Raw genomic sequence first — 21,870 nt, 5'->3', positions numbered from 1 at the left:
CCTTAACCAACTCAGGATAACAACATGACCAAAGTAATCATCAAAACCAACCTGGGCACCATGACCGCCGAACTGGACGCGGAAAAAGCGCCTAAAACCGTTGCCAACTTCCTGGCCTACATGGAAGCCGGTCATTACAACAACACCATCTTCCACCGCGTGATCGACGGTTTCATGATCCAGGGCGGCGGTTTCGAGCCAGGCATGAAGCAGAAGCCAGCCGACACCACCGTGGAAAACGAAGCCAAGAACGGCCTGAAGAACGACACCTACACCCTGGCCATGGCCCGCACCTCGGCGCCGCACTCGGCTTCGGCACAGTTCTTCATCAACGTGAAGAACAACTCCTTCCTGGACTACCCAGGCCAGGACGGCTGGGGCTACGCCGTGTTCGGCAAAGTGGTGGACGGCACCGACGTCGTGGACGCCATCAAGAAGGTCAAGACCACCCGCAGCGGCATGTTCGCTGACGTGCCGGCCGAAGACGTGGTCATCGAAAGCATCGAACTGGCTGCTTGATCCATGAGTGCAGTCTGCGCGCTGTTCATCTCCGATCTGCATTTGCAGCCCGCGCATCCCGCGACCAGCGAGGCGTTCTTCGACTTCCTGGAACGGCACGCGCGGCACGCGCAGCAACTGTACCTGCTCGGCGACCTGTTTGAATACTGGGCCGGCGATGACGACATCGCCGATCCTTTCCATCAGCAGGTGGTGGCGGCGCTGCGCGCCGTCAGCGACGCCGGGGTGGCGGTCTACTGGATCGCCGGCAATCGCGACTTCCTGGTCGGCGCCGGCTTTGCCGAAGCGGCCAACGTCATCCTGCTGCCCGAGACCTGGGTGGCCGAGATCGGCGGCCACAAAGTGGTGGTGCTGCATGGCGACGCCCAGTGCACGCAAGACACCAAGTACATGGAATTCCGCGCCATGGTGCGGCAGCCCGCGTGGCAGGCGCAATTCACCGCCATGCCGCTGGCGCAGCGCAAGGCCATCATCGCCGGCCTGCGCGCCGACAGCCGCAAGGAGCAAAGCGGCAAATCCTACGAGATCATGGACGTGACGCCGCAAGCCATCCTCGACGTGTTCCACGACACCGGCGCCGACGTCATGATCCACGGCCACACGCACCGCCCCGCCCTGCATCATGTCGACGGCAAGCGCCGCTACGTGCTGCCGGACTGGGAACCGGAAGCGACACCGCCGCGCGGTGGCTGGATCGCCATCGACGAGCATGGCGCCATCACCCGGCACGGCCTCGACGGCGCGGTCATCGCGTCATGAAACGCCAGGCGCTGCTGGCGGGATTATGCGGCGTACTGCTGGGCAGCGCTGCCGGCGCCGAGCCCATCACGGTCGCCTGGCGCGACAAGCCGCCCTATCACTACCTTGAAAACGGCGAGCCCAAAGGCTTTCTGCTGGCGCGTGCGCGCACCGTGTTCGAGACCGCCGGGCTGCCGGCACGCTTTATCAGCGAACCGCAAAAACGCATCTGGGCCAACTTCCAGCATGGCGCCACCAACTACTGCTCGATCAGCTGGTATCGCCTGCCCGAGCGCGAGGCGGTGGCGCAGTACAGCCAGCCCTTCCACGAAGACTTGCCGCACACGATACTGATCGCGCCCGGCATGGTGGAGCGGGTCAAGGCGCATGCCACGCTGGCCTCGCTGCTGACCGATCCGACGCTGACGCTGGGCGTGATTGAAGGCGTGTCCTACGGACCGCTGCTGGACCCGATGATCAAGGCCAGCAAGAACAAGGTCATGAGCCGCACGGTGGAAACCACGCAGATGATGCGCATGCTGACTGTGGGCCGCGCCTCCTACATGTTTGTCGACCGCGAGGATTGGGAGTTTTTCCGCCAGAAGGAACAGTCCGGCAAGACCCTGCTTCGCCATGACTTGCCGGACATGCCGCCCGGCGTGCGCCGTTACATCGTGTGCAGCCGCGACGTGTCGCCGGCCACCATGAACAAGCTGAACCAGGCCATCGCCGCGACCGGCGGCATGAACAACCCCGGCCACAGCAAACCCGGCAAATAAATTAGCGGCTGATCGACGACATCGCCGCGTTCAAACGGCGCACCAGTTGCTGGTTCAGGTCGCGCGTGTGGCGTGCCCAGCGGTCCATGGTGTGCTTCAATTCCGCATGCAGCTGACGGGCCTTGTCGGCGTCGCCCTGGCTGGCCGCCCAGATCGCGAACTCGGCCTGCACCGTGAAGCTGTTGTAGTGGTTCAGCGCGTATTCGAACTCGGCGCGCGCCTCGTCGTGGCGGCCGGTGGCGGCCCAGGCTTGCGCCAGCAGCAGCGAGATTTGCTCGGGACGGTATTTGCCGTCGGTGCCGCGGATGGTTTGCAGGTGCGCCAGCGCCGCTGCCGCGCGACCGCTGGCCAGCGTCGCCTGCGCGGCGCCGTAGCGGATTTCCAGATCGTTGGCGAAGGGGCCGTTCAGGCAGGCTTCGTAGGTGGTGGCCGCTTCCTCGGCGTCGCCGGCGGCCAGCAAGGCGGCGGCCAGGCGCATCTGGTTTTGCGCGGTCGGCGTGAAGTCGTAGGCCTGGCGCGCTTCGCGCAGGCTGCGGCCCGGATCAAGCGTCTTGGCCGCCACGTTCACCGCCTTGCGGGCGCCGTGCTGCAATTTCGAATCGGGCAGGTAGACCGCGAAGAAATACACCACGCTGCCAAGGCCGGGGAAGAAGAACAGAATCATCACCCAGTACAGCTCTTTACCGCTGCGGATGGCATGGATGGCGAAGAAGATCGCCACCAGCACATGCAATCCGATACCAAAAATATACATACCCAGCCTCTACAATAAAAGAATGACATGATTGTAGAAGCTATTGGCGGGCATCACAAGGCGGCAACGGCGGCCGGCTGACGCAGCCAGGCTGCGGCGTAGCGGACCAGGCGGCCGATGAACACGCCGTTGAACAGGCCGTACAGGGTGGTCACCACCAGCGAGCCGGTCAGGCTGTGCACCAGTTCAGGATGGATAACCGAAAGTACGCCAACCGTGTATTTGGTGATGAAGATGGCGATCATCAGCATCAGCGGCGCCCAGCTGCCGCGCTGGAGCACGGTGCCGGCGGCGCGGTTGACGGCGATCTCGCCCTTGCTCAGCACCCAGACCAGCGCCGCGGCGACCGCCACGCCGGCGACCCACACCGCCCAGACCGCCTCGCCCAGCACGCCGTGGCTGTTGATGCTGGTAATCGACAGCACCACCATCACCACCGGGATGATGGCCAGTTTTTGCAGGGTCAGCTCGCGATCCTGACTGGCCAGATAGCCGCGATACAGCAGGAAGGCCAGCAAGGCCCAGACGTAGACAGGGGTATGCGAGAGGATTTGGCTGATCATGGTGGGCTCCGTTAAGTAGGTTTCGATGGAGCCATGATGCCCGTTGCGCGTGAACGGCGGATCGTCATGCGACGAAATGCGCCGGCGCGGCGCGAAATGCAGCCAGCCGGCGCGAAAAGTTTATTGCGCCGGCTGCAATTTCGCCACCAGGCCGCCGGGACGGGTGTCGATGCCGGTCAGGACGAACTGGACGCCGGCGTAGCGCAGCTCTTCCGGGCGGAAGGTGTGCACCGGCACATCGCGGATCACTTTGTCGCTGAGCAGGTTGGCCACGCTGGCCAGCTGGTTTTGCTTGCCTTCGTCCAGGTTGTCGACGGTGAAGCGGTCGACGTGGGCGTCGGCGATGTAGACGGCGTTGCGCCCGCTATCGACCCGCAGGCGGCCCGACACCAGCATGCTGCCATGCCACGACTGGCGCGCCAGCAGCGGCGTCACGCCCAGGTCGATGGTCAGCGCCACCCGGTCGTTCTCCGGCAGCACTTCCAGCCGTGGGTGGCTCAGTTCGACTTCAAACACGCCCAGCGCGCGCTGGTGCATGGGGAATTTGCGCTCCAGGCTGCTTTGCAGGCGCTCCTGCGGCAGCTCCACCTGACGCGGGCCGATCAGGCCGGCGCAAGCGGCCAGCGCGCCGGCGATCAACAGCGGCGCGGCAAATTTGGCATAGCGTTTAAGATTCATCGGGACTTCCTTCAAAAATTCACAAACACGCGCATTATATGACCGAGACGAGAATAGGCTGCGCCGGTTGGAATATCAGCCGCGAGGCGGCGCCCTCCTTTGCCGGCGCCGGCAGCCATTTGCAGCGCTACGCCGGCGTGCTGAACGCGGTGGAGATCAACTCCTCGTTCTACCGTCCGCACCAGCCCCAGACCTACGCCCGCTGGGCTGACAGCGTGCCGGACGATTTCCGCTTCGCGGTCAAGCTGCCGCGCACCATCACCCACGATCAACGCCTGCTGGAGGCCGGAGCACTGCTCGACCAGTTTGCCGCCCAGGCCGGCGCGCTGGGCGGCAAACTGGGCTGCGTGCTGGTGCAGTTGCCGCCCAGCCTGCGGTTGGACACCGCCGTGGCGGACCTCTTCATGCGGCAACTGCGCCAGCGCTTCAACTGCATGCTGGCCTGCGAAGCCCGCCACGGCAGCTGGTTCGGCGACGAAGCCAGCGCCCTGCTGCGTGGCCAGCGCATCAGCCGCGTGATCGCCGATCCGCCGGTCGGCCAGCCGGGGCCGTACGTCGCCACCACGGACGAGGCCTACATCCGCCTGCACGGCAGCCCGCGCATGTACTTCTCCGCCTACGACCAAGCCTATCTCCAGAGCGTCGCCGACTGGCTGCGAGACCACGCCGGCTGGTGCATCTTCGACAACACCGCCTCCGGCGCCGCCATCCTCAACGCCCTGCAACTGCAAAAAATGCAACACTCGCGTTAAATCGCTTGTTTTTTTGATTTCTAGTGTTATAGTTCACTACAACACCACTTCATCAACACACGTAAGGGGTACCTATGTATGTGGAATGACAACGCGCCGATTTATCGGCAGCTGAAAGACAAGGTCGTCGGCATGATGCTGGACGGCCTGTTGAAACCGGGCGATGCCCTGCCCTCGGTGCGGCAGATCGCCGCCGATTATCAACTCAATCCGATCACGGTGTCGCGTGCCTACCAGGAACTGGTGGACGAAACCCTGGTCGAAAAACGGAGGGGTTTAGGTATGTACGTTACTGATGGCGCCCGCGACAAACTGCTGGCCACCGAACGCGAACGCTTCCTGCGCGAAGACTGGCCGGCCATGCTGGAACGCATCCGTCGCCTCGGGCTGGATCTGGAAGCCCTGATGAAGGCGGCGCCCGGAGGTGCGGCATGAGCGCCATCATCACCGCCACCAATCTCGCCAAGCGCTACGGCAAGCAGACCGCGTTGGATGGGACCAGTTTCAGTGTCGAGGCAGGCCGCATCGTCGGCCTGATCGGCCCCAACGGTTCCGGCAAGACCACCACCCTCAAGGCCATCCTGGGCCTGACGCAGTTCGAGGGCGAGTTGTCGGTGCTGGGGATGGACCCGCGCACCCAGCGCGAGGCGTTGATGAACGAGGTCTGCTTCATCGCCGACGTCGCCATCCTGCCGCGCTGGCTCAAGGTCAAGGACGCCATCGATTTCGTCGAGGGCGTGCACCCGCGCTTCGACCGCGCCAAGGCCGAGAAGTACATCGCCAACACCAAGCTGACCCCGGACATGAAGGTGAAAGCCATGTCCAAGGGCATGGTGGTGCAGTTGCATCTGGCCCTGGTGATGGCCATCGACGCCAAGCTGCTGGTGCTGGACGAACCCACGCTCGGGCTGGACATCCTGTACCGCAAGCAGTTCTACCAGAACCTGCTGGAAGACTACTTCGACGAGAACAAGACCATCCTCATCACCACCCATCAGATCGAGGAAGTCGAGCACATCCTCACCGACCTGATGTTCATCGAGAACGGCAAGATTTCGCTGGCCGCGTCGATGGATGAAGTGGGCGAGCGCTTTACCGAGGTGATGGTGGAGCCGCAGTTCGTGGCCGCCGCCAACGCGCTGCAACCGCTGAGCCAGCGCACCGTGTTCGGCAAGGCCGTGATGCTGTTTGACGGCGTGCACCGCCAGCAGCTGTCGAATTTTGGCGAACTGCGCACGCCCAGCGTGGCCGATCTGTTCGTCGCCACCATGAAAGGGAGCTACGCATGAAAACCATGAAATGGCTGATCAAGCGCGAGATGTGGGAAAACAAGGGCATGCTGCTGTGGACGCCCGTGGTGATCGCCGTCGCGGTGGCCGTGCTGGCCCTGGCCAGCATCTTCCTCGGCAAGTCCGGCAACTTCGAGGTGCAGGGCCATAACATCGGCAGCGTCACCATCGAGGGCAAGATGCGCGCGCAGATTGCCGAGATGATGGCGCAAGCCTACGTCGGCGCCGGCATGCCGGTGCTGATGGTGCTGAGCCTGCTGGTGTTCTTCTACTGCCTCAACGCGCTGCACGACGAGCGCCGCGACCGCAGCCTGCTGTTCTGGAAATCGCTGCCGGTGTCGGACTTCACCACGGTGATGTCCAAGCTGCTGCTGGCGGTGGTGGTGGCGCCGCTGATCGCGATGGGTATCGCCATCGTGCTGGGCCTGGTGATCCTGCTGGCCGCCTGCGTGATGCTGGCCATGCATGGCACGAATATGTTTGGCGCGGTGCTGGCGCAGCCGGATTTCTATCTGACGCCGCTGCGGCTGGTGGGCTTGCTGCCGGTGTACGCGCTGTGGGCGCTGCCGACCGTGGGCTGGCTGCTGATGGTGTCGAGCATGGCGCGCTCCAAGGTGTTCCTGTGGGCGGTCGGCACGCCGGTGATCACCACGCTGCTGATGCTGTGGGCCGAAAAAGCGCTGCACCTGGGCTTTGACACCGGCTGGTTTGCCAGCAATGTCACCAGTCGCCTGTTGCTGAGCGTGGTGCCTGGCTCGTGGCTGAGCGCTCCTCCGCACAACGCCATGGCCGAGGCGGCGGCACACCGGATGGCCGTGCCGGAAGTGATCTTCAACGAATCGTGGTCCTCGCTGGGCAACGCCAGCATGTGGGCGGGCGTCGTGGCGGGCGTGGCCATGATCGCCATCACCGTCTACGTCCGCCGCCGTCGCGAAGAGGTGTAAGCCTTACTCGAACTGCTTGCGGAATTCGGCAAACTGCGCGGTGAGTTCTTCCACTTGCTGCCGCAGTTGCTGGACTTCCTGCTCCAGCGCGCCGATGCGGGTACCCTGCCCGCCGGCGCTCACCGATCCGCCCAGGCTGGCCGCGGTTTCCTCGCGCGCCAGCGCTTCTTCGCCGCCCAGCAGTTGGCCGTAACGCGGCTCCTTGGTGCCCGGCGCCAGCGTCAGGCGCGACACCAGCGGCGGATATTTATCGATCAGGAATTGCAGCGCCAGTTCGACGTCGCCCACCGATTTGAATTCGTGCAGGCGGCCGGTGCGGGTACGGATTTCGCCGGCGGTTTGCAGGCCGCGCAGCATCAGCACGGTGAGCACGGCCAGCTTGTCCTGCTCCAGCGACCATTTGATGCGCATGCGGTGTTCGTACTTGGTCACGCGCGCGCCGGCCTGGGTGATGCCGTTCACATATTTGCGCTGCATCAGCCGTTGCAGCACGTCGGCCACCGTGTCTTCCGACAGCGCCATCACCGGATCGCGGCTGGACAGCTGGTTGCAGCCGTTCACCAGCGCATTCAGCGACATCGGATAGTTATCCGGCGTCAGCGCCTCTTTTTCGGCCAGCACGGCCAGCACGCGGATTTCAAACGGGTCCAGTACTTCTGTTTCCATGTGCGGTCCTTATTCGACAAGCTTGTTCAGTTGGGCGGAATTCAATTTATCACACTCGGGTACGCTCTGACACTCCAGCCCCGCCGCCTTCATGGTTGCCACCAGCCGCTCGATGCGTTCCTCCTGCTTGACCGCGTTTTCGATCAGCCCGCGCAGCGCCTTGGACAGCGGATCGTCGCCGTTCGGCGTGACGCCGTAGGCGGCAAACGGATTCGGCACGGCGTTCAATTCCTTCTGCACGATGTGGGCCGGATTGCCGACCGCCGTCGCGCCCGGCGGCACCGGCTTCAGCAGCACGGCGTTGGAGCCGACCTTGGCATACTCGCCGACCGTAAAGCCGCCCAGCACCTTGGCGCCGGCGCCGACGATGACGCCGCGCGCCAGCGTCGGATGGCGCTTGGCGCCGGTGTGCAGCGAGGTGCCGCCCAGCGTCACGCCCTGGTAGATGGTGCAATCGTCGCCCACCTCGGCGGTCTCGCCGATCACCACGCCGAAGCCATGGTCGATGAACACGCGGCGGCCGATGGTGGCGCCGGGGTGGATTTCAATTCCGGTAATGATGCGGGCCAGATAAGAGATGAAACGGCCCAGCCATTTCATCTTGTGGGTCCAGCACCAGTGCGCCCAGCGGTGCATGACAATGGCTTGCAGGCCGGGATAGCAGGTCAACACCTCCCAGGCGTTGCGGGCGGCGGGATCGCGTTCGATGATGCTGTTGATGTCTTGGCGCAGACGATGAAACATGGCTTATCCAGAATGACAACCGGTACTTGCATGGTAGCGTATCCGGCTGGGGATTGCTGAACAGCGGCTGACTTGGGAGGGAGAACCAGCGGCCCTCGAAGTCGGCCGCCGGTGGGGACGTCTCGCGCTTATGCTTCCTTGGCGAGACGCTGGCGGCGCGCTTCGTACAGACAGACGCCCGATGCGACGGACACGTTCAGGCTCTCAACCGAGCCGAACATTGGAATGTTGACCAGCACGTCGCAGGTTTCGCGCGTCAGGCGGCGCATGCCCTCGCCTTCCGAGCCCATGACCAGCGCGGTCGGGCCGGTGAAGTCGGCTTCGTACAGGCCTTTCTCGCCATCGTCCGAGGTGCCGATCAGCCAGATGTCGCGCTCCTTCAGCTCGCGCAGGGTGCGCGCCAGATTGGTCACGGTGATGTAAGGCACGGTCTCGGCCGCGCCCGACGCCACTTTGGCGGCGGTGGCGTTCAGGCCCACCGCGCGGTCTTTCGGCACGATCACCGCGTGCGCGCCGACGCCGTCGGCCACGCGCAGGCAGGCACCCAGGTTGTGCGGGTCGGTGATGCCGTCCAACACCAGCAGCAGCGGCGGGCCGTCGATGGCGTCCAGCAGTTCATCCAGGTTGCGCGCCAGCGCCAGCTGCGAGGCGAACGCGATCACGCCCTGGTGACGGCGGGTGCCGACGATCTTGTCCAGACGTGCCGAGTCGACCGGCATCACGCGCACGCCAGCCGCCTTGGCGTTGGCGATCAGGTCTTTCATGCGGCGGTCGTCGCGCGTGGCGTCGACGAAAATTTCTTCCACCGTGGCGGCTTCGTGACGCAGGCGCGAGGTCACCGCGTGGAAACCGAAAATCATTTTGTTCTTGCTCATTTATCGCTTCTTCTTACTTTTTGGGGCGGCTTTGGCCGCCCGAGGTTTGGCCGCGGGTGCGGCCTTGGTCTTGCGTGCGGCGGCTTTCGGCTGGGCCGCGGCCGGCTTTTTCGGCGCGGCGGCGGCTGGCGTGCGCGCCGGCTTGCCCGGCTTGGCGGCCGGGATCGCCGGGCCAGGCTTGATGTTGGTTTTGCTGGTTTTGGATGGCGCGTCCGGCTTGCCGTCGCGCGGCTCGGGCGCATCGGCGCCGGCCAGCCGCAGATCGATCTTGCGCGATTCCAGGTCGACGCGCACCACTTGCACGCTGACGTGATCGGTCAGCTGGAACTTCTTGCCGGTGCGCTCGCCTTTCAGCTCGTGGCGGGCGTCATCATACTGGAAGTAATCCTGACCCAGGTCGGTGATGTGCACCAGGCCTTCGACGAACAGCTGATCCAGCTGCACGAAGATGCCGAAGGTGGTCACGCCGGTGATGATGCCGGTGTATTCCTCACCCAGCTTGTCCTGCATGAAGTAGCACTTGAGCCAGTTCTCGACGTCGCGCGAGGCTTCGTCGGCACGGCGCTCGTTGGCCGAGCAGTGCACGCCCAGCGCGTCCCACACGGTCATGTCGGCGGCTTTTTTCTCTTTGCCTTCGGCCTTGTCCTTGGCTTGCTGCTTGCGGGTGGCGTTCGAGACGTTGGTGTTCAACACGCTGTTGTCGGCGATCTTCGGCTCGTACTTTTTACCCAGCAGGATGGCCTTGATGGCGCGGTGGGTCAGCAAGTCCGGATAGCGGCGGATCGGGCTGGTGAAGTGGGCATACGCCTCGTACGCCAGGCCGAAGTGGCCGATGTTATCGGGCGAGTACACCGCCTGCTGCATCGAACGCAACAGCATGGTTTGCAGCAGCGAGGCGTCCGGACGCTCCTTGATTTCCTTCATCAGCGCGGCGTAGTCGGCCGCGGCCGGCTTGTCGCCGCCGCCCAGATGCAGATTGACCTGCTTGAGGAAGGTGCGCACCTGCTTGAGCTTTTCAGCGGTCGGCGTGGCGTGGATGCGGTAGGTGCCCGGATGCTTGTGGCGGATCAGCAGATCGGCCGCGCACACGTTGGCGGTCAGCATGCACTCTTCGATCAGGCGGTGCGCATCGTTGCGGGTGCGCGGGATGATCTTCTCGATCTTGCCGTTCGGGTTGCAGACGATGTAGGTTTCGGTGGTTTCGAAATCGATGGCGCCACGCTGGGCGCGCGCTTTCAGCAGCGCCTGGAACACCTCGTACAGGTTCAGCAGGTGCGGCACCAGGCCGGGACGGCGCGCCGCCTCCGGCCCCTTGGTGTTGCCGAGGATGTCGGCCACTTCGGTGTAGGTCAGGCGCGCGGCCGAGTGGATCACGGCCGGATAGAACTGGTAGGCCTTGATCTCGCCCTTGGCGGTGACCACGGCGTCGCACACCAGCGTCAGGCGGTCGACCGCCGGGTTCAGCGAGCACAGGCCGTTGGACAGCTTCTCCGGCAGCATCGGAATCACGCGGCGCGGGAAGTAGACCGAGGTGCTGCGTTGCAGGGCGTCGGCGTCCAGCGCGTCGTTCGGCTTGACGTAGTGGCTGACGTCGGCGATCGCGACGATCAGGCGGTAGCCGTTGGCGCGGCCGATCTTGGTCCGTTCGCAGTAGACCGCGTCGTCGAAGTCGCGCGCGTCTTCGCCGTCGATGGTGACCAGCGGCACGTCGCGCAGGTCGACGCGCTCGCCCCAGTCGCTTTCGCGCGCGTGGTCCGGCAGTTTGTTGGCCTGCCTGAGCGCGGCGTCCGAGAAAATGTGCGGCACGCCGAACTTGCGCACGGCGATTTCGATTTCCATGCCGGGATCGTCGAGCGAGCCCAGCACTTCAACGATCTTGCCGACCGGCTGCTTGAAGCGCATCGGCTGTTCGGTCAGTTCCACGCTGACGATCTGGCCGGCCTTGGCCTTGCCGATCGCGCCTTCCACCAGCACGTCCTGCGAGATGCGCTGGTCTTCCGGCGCCACGATCCAGGCGCCGTTTTCGTTCAGCAGGCGGCCGATGATGTGGGTGTTGGCGCGCTGCGTGACTTCGACAATCGTGCCTTCCGGACGGCCGCGGCGGTCCACGCCGACGATCTTGGCCAGCACGCGGTCGCCATGCAGCACTTTCTGCATTTCCTTCTCGGGCAGGAACAGGTCTTCGCCCGGCTCGTCCGGGATCACAAAGCCGAAGCCGTCGCGGTGGCTGCTGACGCGGCCGGCGATGAAGCCGGTCTGCGTGGCCAGCGTGTAGTGGCCGCTGTCGTCGACAATGATCTGGCCGTCACGCTGCATCGCGTTCAGGCGGCGCGACAGGATGGCCTGGGCGTCGGTGGCGACTTTGAGCGATTTCGACAGGGCGCGCAGGTCTAGCGGGCCTTTGGCGCTGCGGAAGATGCCGAGAATTTCCTCACGGCTGGGAATGGTGTGTGTAGATTGGTTCAAAAGTTTTTCTTATTTTTACAGTGATTAGCATATATATGGCACGGCGACAGGCGTAGTGTACTTGGAAACGCCAGCCTTGACCATTTCGCGCCACGAGGCGGACGCCGCGTGAAAATTTTTACGGGAGGCATTTGACATCGCCAAGGATTCCTCTATAATTCTGGTCTCTCGCAGCGCAAGCGGCGGGATCTGCAAGACAGGGTTGATGTGCAGTAAGGAATGTCAAAGTTCATCTGGCGCAAAACTCTCCCGGTCGATATAATAGCAGAGTTGTTGAGAAGCATCAGTGCCCACGTGGCGGAATTGGTAGACGCGCATGGTTCAGGTCCATGTGCCGCAAGGTGTGGGGGTTCGAGTCCCTCCGTGGGCACCACAGAATTCCGCGAAAAAAAGCCATCCGGCTGAACGCGCTCAAGATCGCGTTCATGTCCGATGGCTTTTTTTCATTCTGTCCACTCCAGATTCAAGTGCGCGCCGATCTCGCGCAGCAAATCATGCTCGTTGACCGGCTTGGCCAGGAAGGCCTTGGCCCCCACCTCCAACGAGCGCTCCTCCTCTTCCGGCGTGGAACTGGCGGAGATAATCAGCACCGGCGTATCGGCAATGCGGGTGTCGGCACGCAGCCGGCGCAGGGTCTCAATGCCGTCCATGCCGGGCATCACCATATCCAGCAATACCATGTCCGGCCGCACGGCCTGCGTCTGCATCAGCGCCGACATGCCGTTTTCCGCCTCCAGCGTGCGGAAGCCCAGCGAGCCCAACAGATCACGCAACAGTGCGCGGTTGGTCGCCACGTCGTCCACCACCAGGATGGTTTTGCGCGGACCGACATAGCCGGTGGCGACGTGCTCGCCACCCACCGTCACGCCCGGCAGATCGGCCACCGGCAATGGCACGTCGAACCAGAAACGGCTGCCCTTGCCCGGCGCGCTTTCCACTTGCAGTGCGCCACCCATCAGCTGCACCAGCTGGCGGCTGATCGCCAGGCCCAGGCCGGTGCCACCGGCGCGGCGCGACACATCGCCCACCTGCTCGAACGGACGGAAGATGGCTTCCTGCTGATCGGCGGCGATGCCGATGCCGTTGTCAATGACCTCGAAGCGCAGCAGCGCCACATTGGCGCCCTGCCCAGGCGCCGCCGGCAACGGCGAGACGCGCAGACGCACCGCGCCGCGATCGGTGAACTTGAGGGCGTTGCCCAGCAAGTTCAGCAGTACTTGTCGCAGGCGCGTCTCATCGACGCTGACGGCCTGCGGCAGGCCGCCGTTCAGCTCGAGCTCGAAATGCAGATGCTTCTGCTCGGCCCGCACGCGCATGATGTCGGCCACCACCATCAGCAACTCGCCCAGCCGCACCGGCTTGGGATGAAACTCCATCTTGCCCGCTTCCACCCGCGACAGGTCGAGCACGTCGTTGATCAGCGCCAGCAGGTGCTGGCCGCCCTGCTGGATGGTGCTGATACCGGTCTGCTGCGGCAGGGTCAGGGTCTTGTCGCGCTTGAGAATTTGCGTGTAGCCGAGGATGGCGTTGAGCGGCGTGCGCAGCTCGTGACTCATCGAGGCGAGGAAGGCGCTCTTGGCGCGGTTGGCCACTTCGGCGCGCTCCATGGCGGCACGCAGCTCATCGTTCGTTCTTTGCAGCTCGGCATTGACGGCCGCCAGTTGCGCCGGACTGGGGATGCGCAGCGCGATCGGCACCAGGCGGATCATGGCGATGGCGGTCACCACCGAGGCGACGGCGGTGATGGCCTTCAGGGTCACGGACAGCACGTAGTCCGGCTTCCACACCACCCAGATATCGGCGATGTGGGTGGCGCCGCAGGCCAGGATGAACACACCGAAGGCGATGAACATCCAGTCGAACGGCATGTCGCGCCGCTTGCGGATGAAGTAAATCAGGCTGATCGGGATGGACAGATAAGCGAGCGCGATCAGGGCGTCGGAAATCACACTCGTCCACAGGATGGAAGGAATCCACAGGAAACAGTGGCCATGAGGCATGAATCCCTCGCTGTTGAACCAGTTACTGATCATTTCCATTTCCATCTCCGGATTGTTGAAATGACAGTATTAAGCTTACGCAACGGCTACACAAGATGCAAGGAGAAAAAAACTTGCGGAAAACAAGTCGCGCCCGTAAAATGTTGGCCTCTGACGCAGACAATGCAACAGAGCAGCAGTAAAAATGCCCACGTGGCGGAATTGGTAGACGCGCATGGTTCAGGTCCATGTGCCGCAAGGTGTGGGGGTTCGAGTCCCTCCGTGGGCACCAGGAATTCCGCAAAAAAATAGCCGCCCGGCTGAACGCGATCAAGATCGCGCTCATGTCCGGCGGCTTTTTTGCTTTTCAGCGCCAGGATGAGACGCTCAGCGCAGCGTCAGCAACAGCTCGTCAAGGCGTTCGAGGGTGGAGGTCATGCCTTCTTTCATGCCCATGTCGATGACTTTTTGCACATCCTCCGGCGAGTTGTATTGCACCAGCGTGGTGACCAGCGTGTGCTCCTTCAGATCCGCAAAGGTCACGTCCCAGCGCGAGCGCGGCAGGTCGGCATTGACGACACCAGTCTCATCGGTGAATCCATCCAGCGCCGCATAGCTGTCGATCGGGCGGATGGCCAGGTAGTCGAGGCGCCCCCAATACTCCTGCCCATCAGGCGTGATCATGGCGTAGTGCCAATAGCCGCCCTCCTTGAATTCCATCTGTTTGGTTTTGGTACTCAGGGGCTTGTGCGCAAACCAGCGGTCGAGCAACGCGCTCTGCGTATGGCAATCCCAGACCAGTTGCCGCGGGCCGGCAAATTCGCGCGTCACCGTGAGGCTGCTTTTTTCCTTGTCGACCACGAAATCAAATTGAAGCTTGGCTACCATTGTCGTCTCCTTGCAGTTGTTCCAAAAGTTGATCCAGATTGTCGTATCGGCTACTCCAGAGTGCCCGCTGCTGTTCGAACCAACGCTCGGCTGCGGCCAGCTTGTCCCGTTCGAGCATGCAGGTGCGCACCCGCCCGCTCTTGCTGCTGCTTACCAGGCCGGCATCTTCCAGTACCCGCATGTGCTTCATGAACGACGGCAGTGCCATATCGAAGGGCTGCGACAATTCGCCGACAGTCGCCGGCCCCTCGCCCAGCCGATGCACCACGGCTCTGCGCGTTGGGTCTGATAAAGCGTGGAAGATCGCGTCCAGCGCAACTCTATAGTTATCCATATGGCTAACTATATACAAAAAACCAACGCGGCACAACAATTTTCGACAGCGACTTCCGGCAACGCCCAAGGGATGACGGGGAAATAATTTCATAAAAGCAGCAATTTACTATTGACGAGTTGGCGGGCGGCCTTTAAGATGCGTGCCTTCTGTTGCAGAACAACGCAACGGAGAGTAACGAGACAGCATCAGCGCCCACGTGGCGGAATTGGTAGACGCGCATGGTTCAGGTCCATGTGCCGCAAGGTGTAGGGGTTCGAGTCCCTTCGTGGGCACCAAGCGCTGATGTTGTAAGTTACAAATGCCCACGTGGCGGAATTGGTAGACGCGCATGGTTCAGGTCCATGTGCCGCAAGGTGTGGGGGTTCGAGTCCCTCCGTGGGCACCAAGAATTCCGTAAAATAGCCGCCCGGCTGAACGCTCTCGAGATCGCGTTTCATGTCCGGCGGCTTTTTTTGTTTCCGCTAGCCTTTTCTTAAGGCATTCCAGCGAGTAAAGCGGCAAACTTTCCTTACCTCTCCAGATAAGTCTTCTTGCATAAAGCTATATTTTAGCTATTATGAACTCACGAAGCGAAGTAAGGTGGTCACCCAAGGCCGTCAAGCAGCTGTTCAAGCTTGAAGCGCGAGCGCAACGTCAGATCGTGGACGCCACCACAGCCCTGGAATCGATGCCCAACTGCACTAACGTCAAATCGCTGAAAAACCATCAATATGGCTACCAGCTACGCGTTGGAGATTACAGGGTGCTGTTCGATTGGACCACGGTGATCAAAATTGTAGATATTCAGGAAGTGAAAAAGCGCGATGAAAACACCTATTAACGTGCAGGTGATCAACGGCGCGGATGGCAAGCCGAGTTTTGTGGTCATCCCATACGATGACTACATCCGAACTTACGAGCATGAGCACGACTTGATCCCGAACGCCGTCGTCAGCGCCATGGTGGATGGCGCAACGGCAGTGCGTGCGTGGCGGGAGCATCTTAAGCTCACTCAAGCTGAGGTTGCCGGGCGGCTGGGCATCACCCAGCCTTCCTATGCCAAACAGGAGGCCAGCCAAGGCCTCCGCCTGGCAACGCTCAAGAAGATCGCCACGGCGCTGGGCGTTACGCCTGCCCAGCTCGATCTCTGACTACAACGCGGCTTTGACCGCGTCCGCCAGCGAGATGGTCGGGCGGCCGATCAGTTTGCCCAGGGTGCGGCTGTCGTCAAACAGCGCGCCTTTGGCGGCCTGGGCGTCCGAATCCGCGATCAGCTCGGCCAGCGGCGCTGGCAGGCCGACGTTCACCAGCATTCCGCGATATTCTTCCTGCGACAGATTGTGGAACGGGATGGCTTTGCCGGTCTGGCGCGACACTTCGGCCGCCAGGTCCGCCAGCGTGAAGCTGGTGTCGCCCGCCAGTTCGTACACCTGTTCCACCGCGCCCGCCTTCGTCAGCACCGCCGCCGCCGCTTCCGCGTAATCCTCCCGCGCCGCCGCCGCGATACGGCCCTCGCCCGCGCCGCCCGCCAGCGCGCCGTGCGCCACCGCCGCGCCCAGACTGCCGGTGTAGTTTTCCACGTACCAGCCATTGCGCAGCAAGCTGTACGGCACGCCCGATGCGCGCACGGCGTCTTCGGTTTCGCGATGTTCCGCCGCCAGACTCAGCGTCGAACGGTCGGCGTGCAGCACGCTGGTGTACGCCAGCAGACTGACTTTCGCGCGGGCGGCCGCATCGATGGCGTTGCGGTGCTGCGCCACGCGGTTGCCCAGATCGTTCGACGATATCAGCAGCACTTTGCCGGCGCCCGCAAACGCCGCATCCAGCGAAGCCGGATCGGTATAGTCGGCGCGGCGCACTTGCACGCCTTGCGCCGCCAGGTCTGCCGCCTTGGCCGGGTCGCGCACGGCGGCGACGATCTGCGCCGCCGGGGTGGTATTGAGCAGTTTGGCAATCACGAGACGGCCCAGTTGGCCGGTTGCAGCGGTAACGACAATCATGGCATCCTCCGTTTAAAAGTTGATGAGGCCATGATATAGGCTATACTTACGAATTGTAAGTACGCACATTTTAGTAAGTACCCCAGGAGCCCGCCATGACCAGCAAATCCCTGCGCAAGACCATCCAGCAGATGAATCAGATGGCGCCCCAGCGCGCCCAGGTGATGGCGGCCGACTGCCCTTCGCGCGCCGTGCTGGGCCACATCACCAGCCGCTGGGGCGTGCTGGTGCTGGTGATGCTGCTGGAACGCACCCACCGCTTCAGCGAGCTGCGGCGCGCCATCGGCGGCGTCAGCGAAAAGATGCTGGCGCAAACGCTGGATGCCCTCGCCCACGACGGCCTGGTGCTGCGCGTGGCGCATCAGGTGGTGCCGCCGCACGTCGAGTACAGCCTGACGCCGCTGGGCCGCGAGGCCGCCGAGCGGCTGGAGGTGCTGGTGGACTGGATCGAGGACAATTTCCCGCTGATCCTCGACGCGCAGCAAGCCCATACACAGCAGGCGGCATAACACTGGCCGCGCATGCCGATCTTGTAATACACTGGCCTCACGCCGCCTTGCCGGAGCCGCACCTGCCCAGACACGATGCCGCCGTCCCCCGCCGATCAGCCGCACACCATCCTGATAGCCACCCGCAGCGGCTATGACGCCGCCACGCTGCGCCCCATGCTGGCGCCGCATCATCTGGCAGTCCACACCGTCAGCCGCGGCGACGAGGCGCTGGCTTTCACCCGCAACGGCAATATCGCCCTGGTGCTGCTGGACGTGGCCTTGGCCGGCAGCGCCAGCCTGGAACTGTGCGCGCGCCTCCGACAAGCCAGCGCGCGGCCGCTGCCGGTGTTCCTGCTGTCGCCCCACCCCAGCGAGGAAGAACGCGGCCGCGCCCATGAGGCCGGGGCCGCCGCCTATCTGCCGATGCAGTTCCCCATCGACGACATGGCGGAGAAAATCCTGCTCTACCTGCAAGCCATCTCGCCCGCCCCGGCGCTGGAAGGCGTGCCGGCCATGGCAACGCTGGAGGTCAATTACCACACCATGCTGGCCGGGTCGCCCGATGCCATCCTGCTGATGCAACGCGGCAGCAATCGCATCCTCGATGCCAACCGCCGCACGCGCCAGCTGTTCGGCATGACCGAGGCGGAACTGCTACAGACCGACCTGCTGTCGCTGTGCACGCCCACGCAGCCGGATGGCCAGCCCAGCGAACATGTGCTGGCCATGGATCTGGACCAGGTGATGTCGGGCGAGGTGCAGGTGTTCGAACTGGAGATGCGTCACAGCTCCGGCCGGCCGCTGACCTGCGAATTGCGCATGGTGCCGCTGTCCACGCAGGAGCACCGGCTGATGCATGTGCGTGTGGCCGATGTCACGCCGCGCAAGCTGGCAACGCAACTGCGCGACGGCAAGAACGCGGTGCTGGAGATGATCGCGCGCGGCGCCCCGCTGCACGAAACGCTGGACAAGCTGGTGCGCCTGATCGAGGCCCAGCTGGACGGCGGCCACTGCACCGTCATGCTGCTCAACCCGGACGGCGTGACCGTGCACAGCGCCGCCGGCCCCAGCATGCCGGCCGACTACATGAGCGCCCTCAACGGCCTGCCGATCGGCCCGGCGGCCGGCTCCTGCGGCACCGCCATGTATCGCAAGGAAACCGTGATCGTCAGCGACATCCTCGGCGACCCGCTGTGGGCACCCTACCGCAACACGGCCGCCCACTACGGCCTGCGCGCCTGCTGGTCGATGCCCATCCTGCTGGACCGCGACATGGTGCTCGGCTCGTTTGCGATGTACTACTACGAGGAACGCACGCCCGGCGAGGAAGAGCTGCGCCTGATCCGCGTCGCCACCCACCTGGCCGGCATCGCGGTGGCCCGCACCCGGCGCGAGGAGGAGTTGCAGCGTCACCGCGAGCATCTGGCCGAGCTGGTGGCCGCCCGCACCGCCGAGCTCCAGCGCGCCAAGGAGGACGCGGAACATGCCAACGAGGAGCTCACCACCGCGCTGCACAACCTCAGCATGACGCAGGAAGAACTGGTGCGGCGCGACAAGCTGGCCGCGCTGGGCGCCTTGGTGGCCGGCGTCGCCCACGAGCTCAACACGCCGATCGGCAACAGCCTGATGATGGCCGGCAGCATGAGCGAGCGCACCGCCGCCCTGCGCCGCGAGCTGGAAAACGGCCTGCGCCGCTCGGCGTTGCAAGCCTATCTGGAGCAGGCGGCCGCCGCCGACGAGGTGGTCATCCGCAACCTGAACCGCGCGGCCGCGCTGGTGGCCGGTTTCAAGCGCATTGCCGTGGATGGCGGCAGCAATCAGCGCAGCCGCTTCATGCTGGGCGATGTGGTGGCCGAACTGATGCAGTCGGTGCAGGCCGACCTGCGGCAGCGCGGGCTGGAGCTGATCGAGGACGTCGATCACTGGCTGGAAATGGACAGCTATCCCGGCCCGCTGGCGCAAGCGCTGAGCAATCTGATCGAAAACAGCCTGGTGCATGGATTTAACGGCCGCCAGCACGGTCACGGCAGCGTCACCCTGTCCGCCCACGACAGCGGCGACGGCGAAATCGCCCTCACCCTGAGCGACACCGGGGCCGGCATCGCGCCCGAGCACCTGCCGCGCATTTACGACCCGTTCTTCACCACCCGCCTGGGCGCCGGCGGTTCCGGGCTGGGTTTGTATATTACACACAACATCGTCACCGGGGTGCTGGGCGGGCGGATCGAGGCCGCCAGCACGCCCGGCCAAGGCACCAGCTTCATGTTGCGCCTGCCCAAGGTTGCGCCACTGTAGCATCAGTGAATTTTTTTTTCCGTTCCGCAATTATTGCAGTCGTATAATTGCCGCTATCAGACCGGCAATTAGCCGGCCACAGCGGAGAGATGCGGCATGCCATCCAATCCCGTTTCGCCCAGGACAATCAAGGTCGCCAAGCTGCGTTGCGAGTTTTGTGACGCCGCGACCGAAAACGAGTTCCTGCGCCATCACCTGGCCATGACACAGTCGCAGCTGCGCGTCGCCTTCCTGTTCTGCGCCCTGTTCTACCTGTGCTTTGCCGTCACCGACCTGCTGTGGGTGGGCTACGAGATGAAAACCTGTCTGCTGATGGGCGCGCGCATGGCGGTGGCCGGCACCGTGCTGGCCTGCCTGGCGCTGCTGAAACGGCGGCCCGACTCCATCCCCTTCACGCGCGTGGCGGCCAATATCGTTGAAGTGGCGGGCGCGTTCGGCTTCCTGCTGATCGCGGCGCTGCGGCCGACCGAATTCTCGCTGCACGCCATCTCCATGTCCATCGTCATCATCGTGCTGTACATCTACATCCCGAACCGGCTGATGTACGCGGCCGCGATCGCGGCCTCGGCCACTGTCGTGTTCATGCTGCTGGCCTGGTGGCTGGGCGGCCTGCCGGCGATGGAACTGGCCACCATGGCAGCGCTGCTGGCGCTGACCAATCTGTTCGGCTACGTGGGGGCGCGGCGCTACCAAATCCTGTGGCGCGAAGAGTACAGCGCCCAGATGGTGCTGAAAAACCTGTCGATCCGCGACCCGCTGACCGGCTGCTACAATCGACGCTACCTGCACGAGCAGCTGCTGGAGACGGAAATCTCGCGCGCCCGCCGCTACCGGCTCAGCCTGACCGTCATCATGTGCGACCTCGACCACTTCAAGGCCGTCAACGACACCTACGGCCACTACGGCGGCGACGCCGTGCTGCAACGCTTTGCCGCGCTGATGCAATCGATGACGCGCGACAGCATCGACAGCGTGGTGCGCTACGGCGGCGAGGAATTCCTGCTGATTTTGCCGGAAACCGACCTGGCCGGCGGCGAACTGCTGGCCGAGCGCCTGCGCCAGACGCTGGCGGCCACACCGGTCGAGCACGAAGGCCAGCGCATCGAAGTCACCGCCAGTTTTGGCGTGGCCAGCGTGGATTTTGCCAGCTCCACCCACGAAGCCCACCTCAACATGATCGCCGCCGCCGACGATTTGCTGTACGCTGCGAAAAACAGCGGCCGCAATCGCGTCTGCGCGAAACAACTGGTGTAAGGCATGAATAATCTGAAACGTTTCATGGTGCTGGCGCTGATGCTGGGCTGCGCCGGCCTGGCCGCCGAGCCGGCGCCGTGGTGGAAGTGGCGCAGCAAGATCGACGGTGCGCTGATCTGCTCGCAAACGCCGCTGGGACCAGGCTGGGAGAAGGCTTACGGCCCGTTCCGCGATGCCCGTTGCGAAAAGTTAATTGTTACTAGATAATCAAATCATAAGAACACGGTTGAACCGGAGTCGCTGCAAGCTGCATCCCTACATTTTTCATGAGGAGACTGTATGTTTACGAATCCCGAGCAATTTGCCAACGCCACCAAAGCGCTGTTTGAGTTTCAACTAGAAACGTTCAACACCCTGACCAGCAAAACCGTGCAGGGTGTGGAACAAGTGATTGCCCTCAACCTGCAAACCGCCAAATCGCAACTGGAAGACAACCTGGCCACCGGCAAGGAAATCAGCCAGACGCAGGATCCCAAGGCCGCGATCAAGCTGGCGGCCGAGCAGATCCAGCCGGGCGTGGCGGGCGCCGCCGCCTACCAGCAGCAGCTGGGCGACATCATCGCCGAGATCCGCGAGGAATTCACCCGCGCCGCCGACGCCCATGTGGCCGAAGCCAGGAACAACCTGAGCGCGCTGATCCATGACGTCACCAAGAACGTGCGCCCCGGTTCGGAGAACGCGGTGCAGATCGTCAAGACCGCCATCGATAACGCCTTCGCCGGCTATGAGCAGGTGACCAAGGCCACCAAGCAAGCCGTGCAGGCCGTGGAAGCGGAAATCGCCAAGGCCAACGCGCTGGTGACCCAGGGCGCGCCGGCCAAGCCGGCCAAAGCCAAGAAATAGCTGTACCTGCGGGGGCGAACGCGATACACTGTACAAA

The 21,870-nt window shown here is 63.5% G+C and carries 25 protein-coding genes and 4 tRNA genes; 18 read left to right on the top strand and 11 right to left on the bottom strand.

Annotated features, from left to right (window positions below; all coding sequences use genetic code 11):
* Positions 1-24: 24 nt before the first annotated feature.
* The 3 genes from GM676_RS05040 to GM676_RS05030 are packed head-to-tail and all read left to right on the top strand — an operon-like array spanning position 25 to position 2,036.
* Entirely contained in the window at positions 25-519 is a 495-nt protein-coding gene (locus GM676_RS05040; RefSeq protein WP_155462301.1) for a peptidylprolyl isomerase, read from the top strand.
* A gap of 3 nt (positions 520-522) precedes the next feature.
* A complete protein-coding gene (locus GM676_RS05035; RefSeq protein WP_155462300.1) occupies positions 523-1,278 on the top strand; it encodes a UDP-2,3-diacylglucosamine diphosphatase in 756 nt (251 codons plus the stop codon).
* Positions 1,275-2,036, top strand: a complete 762-nt coding sequence (locus tag GM676_RS05030) for a substrate-binding periplasmic protein (RefSeq protein WP_155462299.1) — start codon at positions 1,275-1,277, stop codon at positions 2,034-2,036. Before GM676_RS05035 ends, GM676_RS05030 begins: the two co-directional genes overlap by 4 nt.
* A 1-nt stretch (position 2,037) precedes the next feature.
* Here the strand turns inward: GM676_RS05030 and GM676_RS05025 are convergent, their stop codons facing one another.
* The 3 genes from GM676_RS05025 to GM676_RS05015 form a co-directional block, all read right to left on the bottom strand.
* The gene (locus GM676_RS05025; RefSeq protein WP_155462298.1) at positions 2,038-2,790 is read right to left on the bottom strand and encodes a tetratricopeptide repeat protein; all 753 of its coding nucleotides are present in this window, start codon (positions 2,788-2,790) and stop codon (positions 2,038-2,040) included.
* 53 nt (positions 2,791-2,843) lie between these two features.
* Positions 2,844-3,353 carry a DUF6622 family protein gene (locus tag GM676_RS05020; protein ID WP_170304223.1) on the bottom strand — a complete coding sequence of 170 codons (510 nt, stop codon included), beginning with the start codon at positions 3,351-3,353 and terminating at the stop codon, positions 2,844-2,846.
* Positions 3,354-3,473: 120 nt separating this feature from the next.
* The gene (locus tag GM676_RS05015; RefSeq protein WP_155462297.1) at positions 3,474-4,031 is read right to left on the bottom strand and encodes a DUF1439 domain-containing protein; all 558 of its coding nucleotides are present in this window, start codon (positions 4,029-4,031) and stop codon (positions 3,474-3,476) included.
* Positions 4,032-4,069: 38 nt separating this feature from the next.
* Between GM676_RS05015 and GM676_RS05010 the strand changes: the two genes are divergently transcribed.
* The 4 genes from GM676_RS05010 to GM676_RS04995 all read left to right on the top strand — a co-directional run bounded on the left by GM676_RS05010 (position 4,070) and on the right by GM676_RS04995 (position 7,016).
* The gene (locus GM676_RS05010) at positions 4,070-4,783 is read left to right on the top strand and encodes a DUF72 domain-containing protein (RefSeq protein ID WP_155462296.1); all 714 of its coding nucleotides are present in this window, start codon (positions 4,070-4,072) and stop codon (positions 4,781-4,783) included.
* Positions 4,784-4,861: 78 nt separating this feature from the next.
* On the top strand, positions 4,862-5,218 hold the full coding sequence (locus GM676_RS05005; protein WP_155462295.1) for a GntR family transcriptional regulator: 357 nt from the start codon (positions 4,862-4,864) through the stop codon (positions 5,216-5,218).
* The gene (locus GM676_RS05000) at positions 5,215-6,072 is read left to right on the top strand and encodes an ABC transporter ATP-binding protein (protein WP_155462294.1); all 858 of its coding nucleotides are present in this window, start codon (positions 5,215-5,217) and stop codon (positions 6,070-6,072) included. The genes GM676_RS05005 and GM676_RS05000 overlap by 4 nt, the downstream gene beginning before the upstream one ends.
* Positions 6,069-7,016: a hypothetical protein gene (locus GM676_RS04995; RefSeq protein WP_155462293.1), complete on the top strand. Its 948-nt coding sequence runs from the start codon at positions 6,069-6,071 to the stop codon at positions 7,014-7,016. The genes GM676_RS05000 and GM676_RS04995 overlap by 4 nt, the downstream gene beginning before the upstream one ends.
* 3 nt (positions 7,017-7,019) lie before the next feature.
* Here the strand turns inward: GM676_RS04995 and GM676_RS04990 are convergent, their stop codons facing one another.
* The 4 genes from GM676_RS04990 to rnr all read right to left on the bottom strand — a co-directional run bounded on the left by GM676_RS04990 (position 7,020) and on the right by rnr (position 11,767).
* Complete coding sequence (locus GM676_RS04990; protein ID WP_155462292.1) at positions 7,020-7,682, bottom strand: YceH family protein; 663 nt, start codon at positions 7,680-7,682, stop codon at positions 7,020-7,022.
* Positions 7,683-7,691: 9 nt separating this feature from the next.
* Entirely contained in the window at positions 7,692-8,426 is a 735-nt protein-coding gene (gene cysE, locus GM676_RS04985) for a serine O-acetyltransferase (protein WP_155462291.1), read from the bottom strand.
* Between the two features lie 128 nt (positions 8,427-8,554).
* A complete protein-coding gene (gene rlmB, locus GM676_RS04980; protein WP_155462290.1) occupies positions 8,555-9,301 on the bottom strand; it encodes a 23S rRNA (guanosine(2251)-2'-O)-methyltransferase RlmB in 747 nt (248 codons plus the stop codon).
* Entirely contained in the window at positions 9,302-11,767 is a 2,466-nt protein-coding gene (gene rnr, locus GM676_RS04975) for a ribonuclease R (protein ID WP_155462289.1), read from the bottom strand. It abuts the gene before it with no gap.
* A 288-nt stretch (positions 11,768-12,055) separates the two neighbouring features.
* Here rnr and GM676_RS04970 point away from each other — a divergent pair.
* Positions 12,056-12,140: transfer RNA gene (locus GM676_RS04970), tRNA-Leu, on the top strand.
* 70 nt (positions 12,141-12,210) lie between these two features.
* Here GM676_RS04970 and GM676_RS04965 read toward each other — a convergent pair.
* Positions 12,211-13,806: an ATP-binding protein gene (locus GM676_RS04965; protein ID WP_170304222.1), complete on the bottom strand. Its 1,596-nt coding sequence runs from the start codon at positions 13,804-13,806 to the stop codon at positions 12,211-12,213.
* A gap of 147 nt (positions 13,807-13,953) precedes the next feature.
* On the opposite strand from GM676_RS04965, the gene GM676_RS04960 reads away from it, so the two are divergent.
* Positions 13,954-14,038, top strand: a tRNA-Leu gene (locus GM676_RS04960).
* Between the two features lie 95 nt (positions 14,039-14,133).
* Here the strand turns inward: GM676_RS04960 and GM676_RS04955 are convergent.
* Together GM676_RS04955 and GM676_RS04950 are read right to left on the bottom strand one after the other, a co-directional pair.
* On the bottom strand, positions 14,134-14,634 hold the full coding sequence (locus GM676_RS04955) for an SRPBCC family protein (protein ID WP_155462287.1): 501 nt from the start codon (positions 14,632-14,634) through the stop codon (positions 14,134-14,136).
* On the bottom strand, positions 14,612-14,968 hold the full coding sequence (locus GM676_RS04950; RefSeq protein WP_155462286.1) for an ArsR/SmtB family transcription factor: 357 nt from the start codon (positions 14,966-14,968) through the stop codon (positions 14,612-14,614). Before GM676_RS04950 ends, GM676_RS04955 begins: the two co-directional genes overlap by 23 nt.
* 193 nt (positions 14,969-15,161) lie before the next feature.
* On the opposite strand from GM676_RS04950, the gene GM676_RS04945 reads away from it, so the two are divergent.
* The 4 genes from GM676_RS04945 (at position 15,162) to GM676_RS04930 (ending at position 16,101) form a co-directional block, all read left to right on the top strand.
* Positions 15,162-15,246 (top strand) — tRNA-Leu (locus tag GM676_RS04945).
* A gap of 25 nt (positions 15,247-15,271) precedes the next feature.
* Positions 15,272-15,356, top strand: a tRNA-Leu gene (locus GM676_RS04940).
* Between the two features lie 171 nt (positions 15,357-15,527).
* Positions 15,528-15,791: a type II toxin-antitoxin system RelE family toxin gene (locus GM676_RS04935; protein WP_155462285.1), complete on the top strand. Its 264-nt coding sequence runs from the start codon at positions 15,528-15,530 to the stop codon at positions 15,789-15,791.
* The gene (locus tag GM676_RS04930; protein ID WP_155462284.1) at positions 15,775-16,101 is read left to right on the top strand and encodes a helix-turn-helix domain-containing protein; all 327 of its coding nucleotides are present in this window, start codon (positions 15,775-15,777) and stop codon (positions 16,099-16,101) included. The genes GM676_RS04935 and GM676_RS04930 overlap by 17 nt, the downstream gene beginning before the upstream one ends.
* Here the strand turns inward: GM676_RS04930 and GM676_RS04925 are convergent, their stop codons facing one another.
* Positions 16,102-16,950, bottom strand: a complete 849-nt coding sequence (locus GM676_RS04925) for an SDR family oxidoreductase (RefSeq protein ID WP_155462283.1) — start codon at positions 16,948-16,950, stop codon at positions 16,102-16,104.
* 95 nt (positions 16,951-17,045) lie between these two features.
* Here GM676_RS04925 and GM676_RS04920 point away from each other — a divergent pair, with 95 nt between their 5' ends.
* The 5 genes from GM676_RS04920 to GM676_RS04900 all read left to right on the top strand — a co-directional run bounded on the left by GM676_RS04920 (position 17,046) and on the right by GM676_RS04900 (position 21,833).
* Positions 17,046-17,459 (top strand): winged helix-turn-helix transcriptional regulator, encoded by a 414-nt coding sequence (locus GM676_RS04920; RefSeq protein WP_155462282.1) that lies wholly within the window; start codon positions 17,046-17,048, stop codon positions 17,457-17,459.
* Between the two features lie 75 nt (positions 17,460-17,534).
* Positions 17,535-19,736: an ATP-binding protein gene (locus tag GM676_RS04915; RefSeq protein WP_155462281.1), complete on the top strand. Its 2,202-nt coding sequence runs from the start codon at positions 17,535-17,537 to the stop codon at positions 19,734-19,736.
* 96 nt (positions 19,737-19,832) lie between these two features.
* Positions 19,833-20,990 carry a GGDEF domain-containing protein gene (locus GM676_RS04910; protein WP_155462280.1) on the top strand — a complete coding sequence of 386 codons (1,158 nt, stop codon included), beginning with the start codon at positions 19,833-19,835 and terminating at the stop codon, positions 20,988-20,990.
* A 3-nt stretch (positions 20,991-20,993) separates the two neighbouring features.
* The gene (locus tag GM676_RS04905) at positions 20,994-21,197 is read left to right on the top strand and encodes a hypothetical protein (protein WP_155462279.1); all 204 of its coding nucleotides are present in this window, start codon (positions 20,994-20,996) and stop codon (positions 21,195-21,197) included.
* A 72-nt stretch (positions 21,198-21,269) separates the two neighbouring features.
* Entirely contained in the window at positions 21,270-21,833 is a 564-nt protein-coding gene (locus GM676_RS04900) for a phasin family protein (protein ID WP_155462278.1), read from the top strand.
* Positions 21,834-21,870: the final 37 nt, after the last annotated feature.

It is taken from the genome of Duganella radicis, from assembly GCF_009720825.1.
Taxonomy (GTDB): Bacteria; Pseudomonadota; Gammaproteobacteria; order Burkholderiales; family Burkholderiaceae_D; genus Rugamonas; species Rugamonas radicis.
This window is presented reverse-complemented; position numbering and strand designations above follow the sequence as displayed.